This is a genomic window from Bradyrhizobium sp. DOA9 (assembly GCF_000617845.2).
GTDB lineage: Bacteria > Pseudomonadota > Alphaproteobacteria > Rhizobiales > Xanthobacteraceae > Bradyrhizobium.
In genome coordinates this window covers 24,797-39,968 of record NZ_DF820426.1, presented here as the reverse complement: position 1 = coordinate 39,968, position 15,172 = coordinate 24,797, and the positions used below count along the sequence as shown (strand labels likewise).

Annotated in this window: 10 protein-coding genes; 8 read left to right on the top strand and 2 right to left on the bottom strand. The window is 59.7% G+C overall.

The window, feature by feature from the left end:
- Positions 1–14 precede the first annotated feature (14 nt).
- A complete protein-coding gene (locus BDOA9_RS33540; protein ID WP_025038326.1) occupies positions 15–1,010 on the top strand; it encodes a hypothetical protein in 996 nt (331 codons plus the stop codon).
- 184 nt (positions 1,011–1,194) lie between these two features.
- Positions 1,195–1,611 carry a hypothetical protein gene (locus tag BDOA9_RS33535; protein ID WP_025038325.1) on the top strand — a complete coding sequence of 139 codons (417 nt, stop codon included), beginning with the start codon at positions 1,195–1,197 and terminating at the stop codon, positions 1,609–1,611.
- A 385-nt stretch (positions 1,612–1,996) separates the two neighbouring features.
- On the opposite strand, the gene BDOA9_RS33530 is transcribed toward BDOA9_RS33535, so the two are convergent.
- The gene (locus BDOA9_RS33530; protein WP_025038324.1) at positions 1,997–3,025 is read right to left on the bottom strand and encodes an IS110 family transposase; all 1,029 of its coding nucleotides are present in this window, start codon (positions 3,023–3,025) and stop codon (positions 1,997–1,999) included.
- 220 nt (positions 3,026–3,245) lie between these two features.
- On the opposite strand from BDOA9_RS33530, the gene BDOA9_RS33525 reads away from it, so the two are divergent.
- The 4 genes from BDOA9_RS33525 to BDOA9_RS33510 all read left to right on the top strand — a co-directional run bounded on the left by BDOA9_RS33525 (position 3,246) and on the right by BDOA9_RS33510 (position 10,040).
- Positions 3,246–4,931: an integrase catalytic domain-containing protein gene (locus BDOA9_RS33525; protein ID WP_025038323.1), complete on the top strand. Its 1,686-nt coding sequence runs from the start codon at positions 3,246–3,248 to the stop codon at positions 4,929–4,931.
- Positions 4,932–5,140: 209 nt separating this feature from the next.
- Entirely contained in the window at positions 5,141–5,938 is a 798-nt protein-coding gene (locus BDOA9_RS33520; RefSeq protein ID WP_025038322.1) for a type IV toxin-antitoxin system AbiEi family antitoxin, read from the top strand.
- A gap of 25 nt (positions 5,939–5,963) precedes the next feature.
- Positions 5,964–6,767 carry a nucleotidyl transferase AbiEii/AbiGii toxin family protein gene (locus tag BDOA9_RS33515; protein ID WP_445291830.1) on the top strand — a complete coding sequence of 268 codons (804 nt, stop codon included), beginning with the start codon at positions 5,964–5,966 and terminating at the stop codon, positions 6,765–6,767.
- 1,245 nt (positions 6,768–8,012) lie between these two features.
- The gene (locus BDOA9_RS33510) at positions 8,013–10,040 is read left to right on the top strand and encodes a TonB-dependent receptor (RefSeq protein ID WP_025038321.1); all 2,028 of its coding nucleotides are present in this window, start codon (positions 8,013–8,015) and stop codon (positions 10,038–10,040) included.
- Between the two features lie 22 nt (positions 10,041–10,062).
- Here the strand turns inward: BDOA9_RS33510 and BDOA9_RS37050 are convergent, their stop codons facing one another.
- Positions 10,063–11,871: a putative bifunctional diguanylate cyclase/phosphodiesterase gene (locus BDOA9_RS37050; RefSeq protein WP_025038320.1), complete on the bottom strand. Its 1,809-nt coding sequence runs from the start codon at positions 11,869–11,871 to the stop codon at positions 10,063–10,065.
- Between the two features lie 193 nt (positions 11,872–12,064).
- Here BDOA9_RS37050 and BDOA9_RS33495 point away from each other — a divergent pair, with 193 nt between their 5' ends.
- Positions 12,065–13,510: a sigma-54 dependent transcriptional regulator gene (locus BDOA9_RS33495; protein WP_025038319.1), complete on the top strand. Its 1,446-nt coding sequence runs from the start codon at positions 12,065–12,067 to the stop codon at positions 13,508–13,510.
- A gap of 546 nt (positions 13,511–14,056) precedes the next feature.
- Positions 14,057–15,022, top strand: coding sequence for a hydrogenase (locus tag BDOA9_RS33490; protein ID WP_340162407.1), 966 nt, complete (start codon positions 14,057–14,059; stop codon positions 15,020–15,022).
- The last annotated feature ends 150 nt before the right edge of the window (positions 15,023–15,172 follow it).

The following is a 15,172-nucleotide window of genomic DNA, read 5'->3' as shown; positions in this document are numbered from 1 at the left end:
TTCTTCTACAAACCATGTCGATTCCGCCTCAGCTCTGGTCCTTCACAGAAAAACACCAGCGCTTCTTCAATTTCAAAGAGTGCCTCGCTGCGAGCGATCAGTCGCCGTGCGAAGGCCAGATCATTCGCGCTCACATCATTCCTCGCTCCCAGCTGAAGCAGATCGCCCAGAATGGGCACATTGTCGCCGTCCCCACCTCGTTGCTCGCCATAATGAAGATGCAGCGGACGGAGTTCGAGGCAAAAGAAATTGGCGTCGGTGAATTCTCGACCATGAACTGTTTCTGTGCGGGTCATGACAAGCTTCTCTTCGCGCCAGTCGAAGATGCGCCGCTGGTTTTCTCGCCCGAGCAGCTCGCGCTGCTGCACTATCGGGCAATTGCTGCCGAGTTCTATCAGCGCAACAGCCAGCTTGAGTCGGCGGAATCCGAGTTGGACCACCAATCAACCGACCCGCGGAACCTCAGATTCTCTTGGATTGCCATGTGTAACGACCGGGCTTCCGAGGAGGCGCATCAGGCCTTAGTCCGTACCGAAAGATTGATCACGGCCCGACGCTTCGAGGATCTTCGTAGCCTCGTCGTGTGGTTTGACGCGGCACCTGCTGTGATGGCCGCTGGCGCCTTCCGGCCAATGTACGATTTCGCCGCCCGATGCGTCCAAAAGCCAGTCGATCTGTGTTGCTATGTGGCGATGCACTTGCTAGCCCTCAACGGCGGAGCAGTTTTGGCTTTCACTTGGCTTGGTCGCGACCAAGCCGCGGAGCAGTTCGCCCGCTCCTTCGCCGCCCTGCCGAGAGAGCAGATGGCGTCGCTTGCCGTTCAATGCGCTTTTGAGCACATAGAGTTTACGTGCATGTCTGACTTGTGGTGGAGCGGCCTGAAACGCCCGATGCGGGCTGCGCTCCTCGATCGCGTTAGGCGGGCGAACTCTTTATCTTACCGTCGCTCGCCCCGGTGCCTAACTTACCGCATTCGCTATGCCGATTGGCCCGTCGCACACGTCCGCTAATCTCAAGTATTTCTGCGACTGGGGTATTTCGTACGAAAGGCTCCAACTCTTGGGAGGGGCTGGCTCGAGTCTTCAGGTATTGTCATGCCGAACGAGGAGCTTTGCGCTGCGCACTTCCAACGAAAACCAGCGAATGTAAGATGTAGAGGATGCAAGTTCGCGGAGGCCGGATACGGGTGGGGCAGTGAACTTCCAGGTGACGGTTCTCAAGGTGTTGGTCAGCTATCCAGATGGGTTCGCCTCTATAGTGGACCTCAAGCGCGATATGGCGATTCTGGCGACCAGCGGACGGGACTGGGCCGAACGCACGAAGCGATTGGCAGCTCGCGTGCCCGACTTGGATATCTTTTCCCAAGGTCTCATCGAGCGGATGAACGGCGGCTGGCGTGTCACCGATAAGGGACGTGCAGTTCTTGAGATCATGGAGGCGCGGCCCGCACCCGGCCAAGCAACGGAGCCGCCTGCTGTCCGCGCGGTCGAGGAGCCGACCCCAGCCACGACTTTGTTACCAACGCCTCCGATAGCGCCAGTTCGACGCATGCCGGAACGCAAGCGACACCAACGCGACGTTGTTCGGCGAAGACAAGCGAGTGCGTCGTAACAAAGCTCGATTAGGGGCTAACCTGTCATTCGGCCCTTTAATTGCGGTTTGTTGTCAAGCTCACATTTTTGAACTCTCCAACAGCAAGGTGGTAGCGCTCGTGCCGTCGCAGCTGGTCAGGGTTGCGGAGACGGCTCGGGCGCGGGTGATACATGGTTTGCTGGCCAGGCATGGGATCGCTCGGACCGGTTGACGTCGTCGCTGGGGTCATGGTCCTTTCCGAGGTCGCGTAGCGCCTCATGATGATGTCCGGGTCGGGTGCCTCAACGTCTGCAGCGGAGTACGGTCAAGCCGCCACCAGCCGAATGAACGAGGTCGCCACAACACCGTCCCAGCGGGACATCGCCAGTCCGGCGGACCGGACCAGGAACTTCACAAAATCGTATCAGGCTTCCTTCGCCTGGCCCCAGTCGAACGATGTGCCGTCTACCCAGATACAGTGAAGAACTAGGGCGATCTTCCGCGCGATAGCAACCTTTGCCTTTCTCATGCCAATCCGCTTGGCAAGCTTAATTCCCCAAGCCTTGAGAGAAGACCATTTCTTCGTCCGATAAAGCAGAACTGTCGCCGCTTCGAACAGGTAAGTTCGGAGAAGACGGTCGCCCCATCGGGATATCTTTCCATTGATATCCGTTTCGCCAGACTGACTGCGCCGCGGTGTAAGACCCAGATAGGCGCCGACGCTCGATGCTGATCGGAATCGCGATGGGTCATCGATCGTATGTCGGAACGTCAAGGCAGTCACCACACCAACCCCAGGAACCGTCATTAAGCGACGCGTCGTCTCATCCGACCTCGCAAGCTGTCGGACTTCATCGTCGAACTTGCTTTGCTGCTTGCAGATCTGCTCGTGGATCGACAGAAGCGGCGCGATCACACCGAGGAGCTGATGACCGTCAGCCAACAGGTCACGGACCAGATTGCGGAATTGCAGGCCTATCGCGCGTGGAAACAGCAGCCCGGATTCTTTGATCAGGCTACGGACCTGGTTTTCGATATCTCGACGAATGGCCACGAGCCGGGATCTCGCGACGAGTATCGCGCGAATCTTCTGACTTTCCTGGCTCTTGACTTTGACTTCTCGATACCAGCCAACTCGCACCAGTTCGGCCAGACCTCGAGCATCATTCTGATCGCTCTTGTTCATGCGTACCGACAAGGCCGCGTGGGCATGCCGAGCGTCGATGCAAACCACCGGAAGATCGACCCTGCGAAGTTCATGCCACAGCCAACTCGCCATCGCGCCGGTCTCAAAGCCGATGCGTTCCGCCTGTGGCGCCCGCTTGCAAAGCAGTGCCGCGAGCGCCCCCGGGTCGGACTTGGCCTTCCCTTCGAACAAGACCTCGCCCGCTTCATTGACCACGCACACCGAAGTTTCTTTTTGCGAGACATCGAGTCCGACATATTGCTTCATGACAGGTTCTCCGAATCGGTTGATTGCGAGAGCTCGATTCTAATGGAGCTTTTCGTGCCACGAGCGCTGACCGCAATTACGTCATCGTCTGCAATATTGACCCCCTAAGCCGGGGGATCGGCGTCCAAAATTGACCCCCGCATTGCCTCACCCAGAATGTTACTGGACAACTTCTCGCCGATGACTGGGTCGGCGCCACCGAATCGGTTCGGTGGCCTTCATGGCGAGAAAGATCAGCATGGGCGCGCGGCGGGAGCTCGTGTCGGCCGTAACGGAGCGTTACCGGTCGGCCAAACGAGCAGAGAAGGGACGGATCCTCGACGAGCTGTGCGCGACGACGGGCTGGCATCGCAAGCATGCGGTGCGCGCGCTCCGGCGACGCGAGACGGTTGGACCGGGCGAGGTCGAGGCAACAAGCAAGCGAAGACGTAGATATGGCGCGACGATCAAGGACGCGCTGACGGCGCTGTGGGAGGCTTCGGATCGGGTATGCGGCAAGCGGCTCAAGGTGATGATCCCGACCTTGCTGCCTGCCCTTGAGCAACATGGCCGATTGCAGCTTGGCCAGTCGGACCGTGATCGTGTTCTGGCCATCAGCGCCGCCACCATCGATCGCCTGCTCGTCGATGTGAAGATCGCAGCGAGCGGCGGCAGGCGGCGCCGTGCCGGATTCTATTCGGCAATCCGGCGCGAGGTCCCGATCCGCACGTTCAATGACTGGAACAGCCCGGTGCCCGGCTTCTGCGAGGTCGATATGGTCGCCCACGGCGGCACGTCGGTGGCTGGCTCGTTCATCCAAACCCTAACGATGGTCGATGTCGCCACCGGTTGGACGGAGTGTCTGCCGCTGCTGACGCGGGAAGGTTCGCTGGTCGTCGAGGCGATCAACCGCGCACAGAGCCTGTTCCCGTGGCTGTTGCGCGGCGTGGACTTCGACAACGACAGCGCCTTCATGAACGATGTCGTCGTGCCATGGTGTCGCGAACAGAAGCTCGAAGTTACACGCTCGCGCGCCTATAAGAAGAACGACCAGGCGTTTGTCGAGCAGAAGAATGGTGCCGTCGTCCGCCGCCTCATGGGCTATGGCCGCTTCGATGGCGTCGAGACGGCGCTTATGATGGGCCGCCTCTATGCGGCGGCACGGCTCTACGTCAACTTCTTCCAACCGTCGTTCAAGCTGAAGGAGAAGCGGCGCGAAGGGGCTAAAGTGATCAAGCGCTATTATCTCCCATCGACGCCCTATGAGCGTGCATTGGCGCATCCCAAGGTGACCGCGGCCGTGAAGAAACGGCTCCGCGATCAGTATCGCTCGCTCGATCCGGTCGCGCTGTTGGCGGAGATTCGCGCAACCCAAGAGGAACTAGGCAATCGCGTCGATCGTCGTGCCGGAAAGGCGCTCGGCCTGCAACCCGCTCACACTCGCGCCCCGACAGCGAGCGCGGCGACGTTCGCGAAGACGCTCGGCAAGACGGTGACGGTCGGCGAGCCACGTGCCACGCACCGGCGAACCCGTCGGCCCTATAAGACCAGAGTTCGCATGCCGTCCAAGCTCGACCCGCATCTTGCTGCGATCGAAGCCTGGCTCGCAGAGCAGCCGCAGCTGACGGCGCTCGCAATTGTCGGTCGGCTGAGCGAGAAATACCCCGAGGAGTTCGGGAAGAGACAGCATTCGATTGTGCAACGTCTGCTGAGGGCGCTCAGACGGAGGGCTGCCGAACGGTTGGCCGCCCAAGGCCCGCTCGGCGACGCCACGACCGCTGCCCCATTGCCCGGGGTTGTGGACGGCTCGGGCTATGTAGGGCCCGACCCGCCCACAGCCCCTCTCGTCGAGCAAGCCGGGAAAGCCATCTGGCGCGGCCGATCAATCGACATCGGATCGTCATCGGCAATGGCGCCATCAGGGTAACATTCGTAGATGCGGCAATACGAGGGGTCAAATTTGCAAGCCGATTGACAGCTAACCAGCGAGTCTCGGCTTTCGGAAAGGGGTCCCGAGGCCTCGGAACGAAGGTTTCCGGGCGGTTTATGCTTAAGTAATTTTGCTTAGTGGAACTACGTAAAATGGTCAGATTTGAAACCTTGAGGTTGGTTCGAAAAAATGCTAATTTACTTAGTATGGCTGAGCAAAACGACCGAAAGCTAAACAAGCTCGAAAGAACCCTCCCGCAGGGACTTCTGGTCGATGCTGTCTGGATGGAACGGCACGGATATTCCACCAGCCTGCGCAGCCAATACGTATCGGCCGGTTGGCTGGTCCAGCCGGCGCGGGGAACCTTCAAGCGCCCGCTCGGCGAACTCTCCTGGCAGGGCGTCGTCGTTTCACTCCAGCGACTGCTCGGCTCCGATCTTGTCGTCGGCGGACGTACCGCCATCGAAGCGCAAGGCTTCGGTCACTACTTGAGCCAGACGGGTCCTTCGACCGTACATCTGTACGGAACGAGGCCTGCTCCCGGCTGGCTCGGTAAACTCCCGCTCAAACAGAAATTCCGCGTTCACCGCGCGCAAAGTCTATTCAAAACGCACGGAAGCCTGCCCGGATCAAAATCGGAAACGACGCGGGAAATACCGGGTCCGTTCGACTGGCCTCTCATCGTATCGACGCCCGAGCGTGCGTTCCTCGAACTGCTCGACGAATTGCCCCGCCACGAAAGCTTCCATCAGGTCGATGCATTGGCGGAAGGCTTGAGGAGCCTGAGTCCCCGGCGGCTGCAAACCCTTCTGGACGATTGCAAAAGCGTCAAGGTCAAACGACTATTCTTCTGGTTCGCGGAGCGGCATCAGCACGCCTGGCTCAAACAGATCGACAAGTCGAAAGTCAATCTCGGCACGGGAAAGCGCATGCTCGTCAAGGGCGGCAAACTCGACACCAAATACCTCATAACCATCCCAGACGACCTCAATGCCCCTGTCTGAAAAATATCGGCATCAAGTGGCCTTGTTGATCGAGACGATCCCGTTCGTCGCCGCGGAGCCTGATTTCGCGCTCAAGGGTGGCACCGCCATCAATCTCTTCCACCGCGACATGCCGCGCCTGTCGGTCGATATCGATCTGACATATCTGCCGGTGGCTCCGCGCCCCCAATCTCTCGGCGCAATCGATGCGGCAATGAAGCGCATGGCGGCGGCCATTGGGAAAGGATTGCCGGGCGCGCGGGTGACGGAAATCGTCAACGCCCGTGAAAAGATCGCCACCAAGTTGACCATCCAGAAAGGCGACGCGCAAATCAAGATCGAGGTGACGCCGGTGATCAGGGGCTGCGTCTTCGAGCCGGAGTTGCGCGACGTGTCGGCGAGCGTCGAAGAAACGTTCGGCTTCGCACAGATGAAAGTCATTTCGTTCGCCGATCTATACGCCGGCAAGATCGTCGCGGCGCTCGACCGGCAGCATCCGCGCGACCTCTTCGATGTCCGCGATCTGCTCGCCAACGAAGGCATCACGGATGATCTCCGCAAGGCGTTCATCGTCTACCTTATCAGCCATGACAGGCCGATTTCCGAGGTCGTGGTTCCTCGTCGCAAGGACATCCAGCACGAATTCACGCACGGCTTCGAGGGCATGACCGTCGATGAAGTAACCCTGGACGAGTTGCTCGAAGCCCGGGAAACGCTGATCGCCGAACTCGCGGGAAAAATGCCGCAAGCTCACAAGGATTTCCTCATGGGGTTCAAGCGCGGCGAGCCGGATTGGAGCCTTTTGGGCGTCCCTGGCGCGGCGGACCTGCCGGCGGTGAGCTGGAAGTAGATCAATCTGGACAAGTTCCCTGCCGAGCATAGGGCGAAGCTCGTTGCGCAGCTTGAGGAAGTCATCGATAGGGATGAAAGAAGATCAAAGAAGAGCCGCTCGGCAAGAGGCGACCTTGTGCCACGGCTGCCGCGCTGCATTGGTGAAGGAGCTGGTTCCCTTCGCGAACAGTCCGTCCTCAGCGCCTTCGGGCGTCTGATTCGACTCCACAAACAGGTCCTTGTGGCCGGCGTCGGCGCCATCAACATGGAGAGCGCCCATATACGCGCCCTGGAAGGGGTCGTATCGAAGCTGTCGAGCACGAACTGTAGCTTGTCGGCTTGATCGCCGGAATTGTGAGTCGAGAGGATGTTACGCAGTAATAGCATTGATGTAGGTCAGCGCTCCAATCCTCGCCAACCTCTTCGACGAGGAGTAAGGCGATGGCCACAGCTTCATTTGGCCTCGCCCCGACGATCGGCGCAGCGACTGACACGCCTATAATGTCCCGCCCGGTTGGTCAGAGCGGGCATCACCATCCACGAGGAGCGTGGTGCAGGCTTTCGATCAATGGTGGGCCTGTGTGAAAACAGGCGTTACCGTTTGGTGAGCCACAACGCACTGCAAGCTCTTCTCCGATGCAGGTGCTCGATGCTCATTAATCAAAAGTGATCAGTGACTTCGGTCCCGAGCTCCGCAAAGTAAGTTTGCACGGACGGCAAGCCTGAGATTGCAAACTGAGTTTGCATCTTTGCTAGACGAGCACACGGAGTATGAGAAATCATTGACATCCTCTTATCGCTTCGTTCAGCCTGCGAGATATGTGTGTGGGCTTGGGCGGGCGAGTAGCTTCTGCACGCCATGTAGCGCTGCTTATCGGCCCGACTTCTCTATTCAAGTGTGTTGAGTAAATTCATGTATCAGAGTCCAGATTTCGCTCATCGAGAGATGACGCGGCGTGTGGTGCAGCCGCGCTTTCGATTCCGTCGGATCGTCTGTGCATGCGGGTGCTGTACTCCGATGTTATTGGGTACGTTCATCACGCTGGCAAATGTGGATAGAGCGGTCGCCGAGCGGGATCAGGCTGTCCACGAACTGCCACCCGTCGAGGTGACGCGCGACGAGGCGGTTCGGCAGCGGAAGTATTCGTTGTCTCATCGCGCAAGGAAGCGACCTATTGGCAACACCCGCGTAGCCGCGCATCCTGCGCCTGCTTCCGAGCCGGCTGCCCATGGAGCTGCCTCCGGACCTGCAGCGCCACCGAGCATGGCGAGCGAGATGACCTTCTCGGGCGAGGCGCTCAACGCGCGCACCTTCACGCGGCCGGGAGAGGCGCTCGAGGCCGTGCCAGGGCTGATCGTCACCCAGCATTCCGGTGAGGGCAAAGCCAACCAGTATTTCCTGCGCGGCTATAATCTCGATCACGGCACCGATCTCGCCATTTACGTCGACGATGTCCCCGTCAACATGCGGACCCACGCGCACGGCCAGGGCTATGCCGACCTGAATTGGCTGATCCCCGAGACCATCGGCGCGATGGATGTGCGCAAGGGGCCGTATTTCGCCGACGAGGGCGATTTCGCCTCCGTCGGCAGCATCCATATCGGCCTGATCGACAGCACCGCCAAGCGGTTGGCGCAAGTCACCGTCGGCAGCTTCGGCTATCGCCGCCTGCTCGGCATGGATTCCGCGAAAGTCGGTGACGGCTCGCTGCTCGTCGCCGGCGAACTCGGCACCTATAACGGCCCTTGGGTCAATCCGGACGACGTGAAGAAGCTCAATGGCCTCGTCCGCTACAGCCAGGGCACCGCGACCGATGGTGTCTCCGTCACCGGCATGGCCTATGCGAACAGATGGAATTCCACCGACCAGGTGCCGCAGCGCGCGATCACGTCGGGCTTCCTCAATCGCTTCGGCGCGGAGGATCCCAGCGACGGCGGCAACACCAACCGTTTCGCGCTCTCGGGCCGTGTCGCGCAGAGCGACGACGCGGGCTCGTGGAAGGCCAACGCCTATGTCGTGAAGAGCCAGCTCGACCTCTTCAACAACTTCACCTACTTCCTCAGCGATCCGGTGCTCGGCGACCAGTTTCACCAGCACGACGATCGCCTGATGGCCGGCGCCAACTTCTCGCGCACGCTGGATAGCTCGTTCGCAGGCCTGCCGATGCAGACGACCTTCGGCCTGCAATCGCGCTATGACGCGATCGATCTGGCGCTGAGCAACACGTTCCAGCGCAGCTTCCTGTCCAATATCCGCAGCGACAAGGTCGGCGAGGGCAGCGTCGGCATCTATGCCGAGAACACCGTCCGCTGGACCGACTGGCTGCGGACCACGGTCGGCTGGCGCGGCGATTACTACAACGCCGACGTCACCTCGCTGTTCAATTCCAACAATTCAGGTTATGTTGATGCGTCGCTCGGCAGTCCGAAGTTCAGGATGGTGCTGGGCCCGTTCAACCAGACCGAATTCTTTCTCGGCGCCGGCTACGGCATGCATTCGAACGATGCGCGCGGGGCGACCACGACGGAAGATCCGAGCGATCCCACGACAAAACTCTTGCCATCGCCGCTGCTGGTGCGCACGCGCGGCGCGGAGGTTGGGGTCCGCAGCCGAATCATTCCCGGCCTTGATAGCTCATTTAGCCTCTTCATCCTCGATCAGGATTCCGAGATCCTGTTCTCGGGTGACGCCGGCGATACCGAAGCGACGCGCGCCAGCCGACGCTACGGTTTCGAATGGACCAACCACTACCGCCCGCGTTCCTGGATCGACATCGATGCCGATCTTGCAATGACTTACGCGCGCTTCCGCGGCTATGATTTCGACCAGGCGGACGTCTATGCCTCGTTGGCCGGATACCCCCAGGCGCAGATCGGCAACGCGCCCGGAAATTACATTCCCAATGCGCCGCCGATGGTGGCCTCCGCCGGCATCACGCTCGGCGAGAAGACTGGCTGGTTCGGCGGGTTACGCTGGCGCTATCTGGCGTCGAGCCCGCTCACCGAAGACTACGCATTCCGCTCGTCGGCGACCAGCATCTTCAATGGCCGCCTCGGCTACCGCGCGGACAATGGCTGGCGCATCCAGCTCGACGTGCTCAATCTCTTAAATGCCAGGGCGAACCAGATCACGTACGCTTATGGCTCCATGCTAAAGACCGACACGCTCTACAATCTCTGCTATCCCGTGCAGGTCGCTCCAAGCGCTGTCTGCCGGAACGGCGTGACGGATTACGTACTGCATCCGGTCGAACCGCTGGCCTTCCGGGTGACGATTGCGGGCCAGTTCTGATTAGCAGGATGGGAGGCGTCGGTCACGCGGCCACGGTGGTTGCCTCGAGCAGGCGCGTCAGCCCTGCTGCCGGCTGAGGCCGGGCAATGAAATAGCCTTGCGCCTCGGTGCACTGCTGGTCGCCCAGTATCCTAAGCTGCTCGGACGTTTCGACCCCTTCCGCGACCACCGTCATGTCCAACGCGTGACCGAGTTCCGAGATCGCCCTGACGATGGCAGCGGCATTTTTCTTGTCGCTAAGGTCGCGAACGAATGATTGATCGATCTTGATCTTGTCCAGCGGGAATGTCCGCAAATAGTTCAGCGCGGAAAAGCCGGTTCCGAAGTCGTCGATGGCAATCTGAACTCCCAATACACGCAATCTGTTGAGGATATCGCGCGTCATCTCCTCGTCGTGCAACAGGATGCTCTCGGTAATTTCAAGCTCCAGTCGGGATCCGTGCAGGCTGGCCGCAGCGAGAGCGCGCGTGACCGACAATTCCAAGGAACCATGCCTGAACTGGACCGGCGACAGGTTTACCCCGACCCGCACATCGTTCGACCAGGACGATGCATCGGAGCAGGCTTGCCGCAAGACCCAGTCGCCAATGGGCACGATGAGCCCGGTCTCTTCGGCGAGCGGAATGAATGTCGCAGGCGATATCATGCCCTTCAGGGGATGATGCCAACGGAGCAGAGCCTCAAAGGCTACGACACGCTTCGACGCGATATTCATGATGGGCTGGTAGTAGAGTTCGAACTGGCCGAGTTCCAGGGCCGATCGCAGGTCCCCTTCGAGGGCCCGGCGCTCCTGCAGGCGCGTGTTCATCTGGCTGTGGAAGACACGATAGGTGCCGCGTCCATCAGCTTTTGACTGGTAGAGGGCGACGTCGGCATTCTTGATCACCTCGTGCGTTTTTGCGTCCGAAGGGGATGCGATGGTGATGCCTATGCTGGTGCCGATGATCACGCGGTGGTCGTCTAAAAGGTAGGGCTCGCCGATCGAGGCGAGGATGCTTTGGGCCAATCGGCGCGCGTCGTCAGGATCTGCCGGGTCGACGCGCAACACTGCGAACTCATCACCACCAAGGCGAGCAACGATATCTGTTTCGTTCGCACAGGCTCTCAACCGATCGGCGACCGCGAGCAGCAGCACGTCTCCGACGCCGTGACCGAGAGTATCGTTGACGTTCTTGAAGCCGTCGAGGTCGAGGCACAGGACGGCGATACGACCGTGGCGGCCAAGCGTAGCGATAGCGCGCTCGGTCAGTTCGTGAAAGCGGCGCCGATTGGCAAGTTTCGTCAGCGGATCATGGTTGGCCAGAAAAGCGATTTGGGCCTCATGACGTTTGCGCTGGGTGACGTTACGGCACGTCCCGCGATAGCCCGTAAATCGTCCTCTCGCAAATGTCGGATTGCCGTTGATTTCGAGCCAAACCTCGCCTTCATCGGGTTTTCGTACACAAATCTCGAAACCTCGGAACGGACGTCGATTTGCAAGAGTCTGCAGATACGCCAGCCAGGATTCGCTCGCGAGTGGATTAACCCGCAGCGCTTCAGCGAGCTTGATCCCGATATGGTCAGCCGGCAGGGCGAGCTCGGACTTGCCGCTCGTGATCATCAGTTGCTCGTCCGTTTCCCAGACGATTTCCGAAGAGGTGTCGAGAAAATCACTTAAGCGCTTGAGTTCGCGCCGCAACCGATCGTTATCATGTTGGAGTCGTTCCTGACGGCTCGGATCACTCGGAGAAACACCCGAGCCGAGACCATCCCGAGTGCCGGTCCACCATGTCTGCGCGTTGTCCAAGCGCCGGGTGATGGCCGTTGCGATGAGATTGAGCCGAGAACCCATATGCACTGCCCCAACAGTGAGGATGCAAGGCTAAGGTCGCAAACCTTTAAACAGGTTGCGGGTCCAGCCCGAATTGTTGCCGAGGTTAATCGGCGGTTGACCCGCCGGATTGCATCGGATGCGGAGCAGGAAACCGCGTTGATTTATTTTGCAGTCATAGCTAACCTACTTTTCAATTTGAAAAGTATGTTGCATGGGCGAACTGGGAACCGTATTGATCGTCGTGCGAAGCGGCTCCGAGTGGGCCGCCATCGCAGAGACGTTGTCTGACGAATACGACTACCGGGTCCTGACAGCCGACTCAGTCGAGAGCGCCTCGGCCGCTCTTGCCGACGCCCACGTGGATATTGCTCTCGTCGAGTATGGTGCCGAGGGGAAGGGCCTCAAGTTCCTCGTAGATCTACGGATTTCGCATCCCGACGTCATTCGGATTCTCGCGCTTGAGGCGAGAACGGATGTCGGTCACCGCGAGATGGCGCCAGCCGGCATCTACCAGCTCATCCGAAAGCCGCTCGATGCCAAGCAGATCGGTCTCATGGTCGAGCGCGGTCTGGAAGCGCGCGAACTCGCTCGGCGACACCGCCTGTTGACGCGCGAGTTCAAGTTTCCAGCCGACGCTGCCGGTGTCCAACCGCGCCAGACCTTGCCACTGCATCCTGAGAGCCGTCGGTTCGAGAAGCTGGTTTATGTCAGCGAGAAGCTGCACGATCTATGCGAGGTCGCGCGAAAAGCGGCAAAGACGGAGCTGCCGATCCTGATCCAGGGGACGACGGGCACAGGCAAGGAACTGCTCGCACGCGCCATTCATTACAACTCGATGCGCCGCGACAGTCCCTTGTTGGTTCAAAACTGCGGCGGCATGTCCGATGAGCTCTTGCAGTCCGAACTGTTTGGCCACAAGCGCGGCGCCTTTACAGGAGCGGTCTCTGATCGGCTCGGCCTGTTCCGCGCCGCCGACAGAGGGACCGTCTTTCTTGACGAAATATCCGAAGTCTCGCCGTCCTTCCAGGTGAGTCTGCTTCGCTTCCTGCAGGAAGGAGAAGTGAAGCCGCTTGGTTCGGACAAGGTCGTGACCAGCAACGTTCGCGTCATCGCCGCCTCCAACCGCCCGCTCCGGGCACTCGTCGCCTCTGGCGAGTTTCGGCAAGATCTCTATTTCCGCCTGCGCGGATTTGAACTGGAGGTACCGTCCCTCTGCGATCGGCCTGACGATATTCCAGTGCTCGCCGAGTTCTTCGCCGCCAAACACAGCGACGCGATGGGACGAAAGATCCTCGGCATTTCCGCTGCCGTGCTGGAGAAGCTGGTCGCCTACGAGTTTCCAGGGAATGTGCGGGAGCTAGAGAACGAGATCCGCCGCATGGTCTCGCTCACGGATGAGGGCGAGTACCTTACGACCAAGCACATGTCGCCTGCGATCCTGGCTGCCTCGCCACGCGTTCGCTTCAATTCTGCGGGTGGTTACGTCTTGCAGGGAAGCACCCTGAAGGACAAGGTCGAATGCTTGGAAAAGCAGGTCGTTGGTGAGGTTCTTTCGCGACATCGCTGGAATCAAAGTAAGGCTGCGAACGAGTTGGGCCTCTCGCGCGTTGGACTTGCGAACAAGATCAAGAGATACAGTCTCGATGAGGCGGATTGAGAGGCGATGATGGCCGATAGCCGGGATTCGACAGATTTGGGCTCTTCGATGAACCTCGTGCGATTCCCCCAATCACGGGTTTCACCGCCTGGCAGCAGAACGCCCTTTAGGGATCTCGGAGTGAGTCAGTTATCGACCAGTCTGGGCTTGCCGGAGCGCCAGATGACCGGACATTGGTGCAGCCGTTGCGAGGGCATCTGGTACGGCTATCTCTTGGAGGTCGGCTGTCCTGTCTGCGGAAATCGCCACGGCTGATTTCTCACGCATGTTGCGATGCGAGAGTCTGCCGGTGGCATTTGTCGTGCCCCAGTATCGGCGTGACTTGATCGAGGCGCCGACGTCTCCCCGTCGATGTTAGATTTGAAAAGCATCTATGCATAGCAAAGCTAGTATGCACGGCCGGCCGACCTGAAAACTGCTCGCTGCAAGAGGTCTTATCCAAGAATCGCGGAATCCCAGCGTATTTCAGCCCATCAGTCCTTCGGCACGGGAATTGCTCCTCCTTCACCAAGATGCCGCGCTAGTGCGTCTTTTTTGGTGGAGGAAATGATGGCTAATCTTCTTTGGCTCCAGGGGGGAGCATGCTCCGGCAACACGATGTCGTTTCTCAACGCCGAGGAGCCAAGCGCCTGTGATCTCGTAACCGATTTTGGCATTAACGTCTTATGGCATCCTTCGCTGGGCCTTGAGCTTGGCGAAAATCTGCAGAGGCTCCTGAAGGCCCTGACGTCAGGGCAAATGCCGCTCGACATTTTTGTCTTTGAGGGCACGGTGGTCAACGCACCGAATGGCACGGGCGAGTGGAATCGTTTCGCAGGCCGGCCCATGAAGGACTGGGTGAGCGATCTTGCGAAAGTCGCCGGCTATACGGTCGCGATCGGCGATTGCGCGACGTGGGGCGGCATTCCCGCGACTGTGCCAAATCCGTCCGAGAGCCAGGGATTGCAATTCCTCAAGCGCCAGCACGGCGGATTTCTTGGCGCAAACTACAAATCGAAGGCGGGGCTGCCCGTGATCAACGTGCCGGGATGCCCGGCGCATCCGGACTGGATCACGCAAATTGTCGTTGCGGTGGCAACTGGCCGCGGCGCGGACCTCTCGCTCGATGAGTTTCAGCGCCCGAAGACATTCTTCACGAGCTTCACCCAGACCGGCTGTACCCGTAACATGCACTTTGCCTACAAGGTGTCGGCCACGGAATACGGGCAACGCAAGGGGTGCCTGTTCTACGATCTCGGTTGCCGCGGGCCGATGACTCATTCGCCCTGTAACCGCATCCTGTGGAATCGTCAGTCGTCAAAGACCCGAGCCGGCATGCCCTGCATGGGCTGCACCGAGCCGGAGTTTCCCTTCTTTGAGCTGGCGCCGGGAACGGTGTTCAAGACCCAAACCCTGATGGGCGTGCCGAAGGACCTGCCATCGGGCGTCGACAAGTCCGGCTACATCAAGCTGACCGCCGCCGCGAAGGCGGCCTCTCCAGCGTGGGCTGAAGAGGACATCTTCGTCGTCTAACGAGGATGCCTCCAGCTTGCTCGCGCACCCATTGCTCTCGCTATTAGTGATTAGGGACTTAACCTCATGCCATCAGCAGTACAAACACTCGACATCTCGCCGGTCGGCCGGGTCGAAGGCGACCTTGACGTCCGAGTCAATATCCAGGAC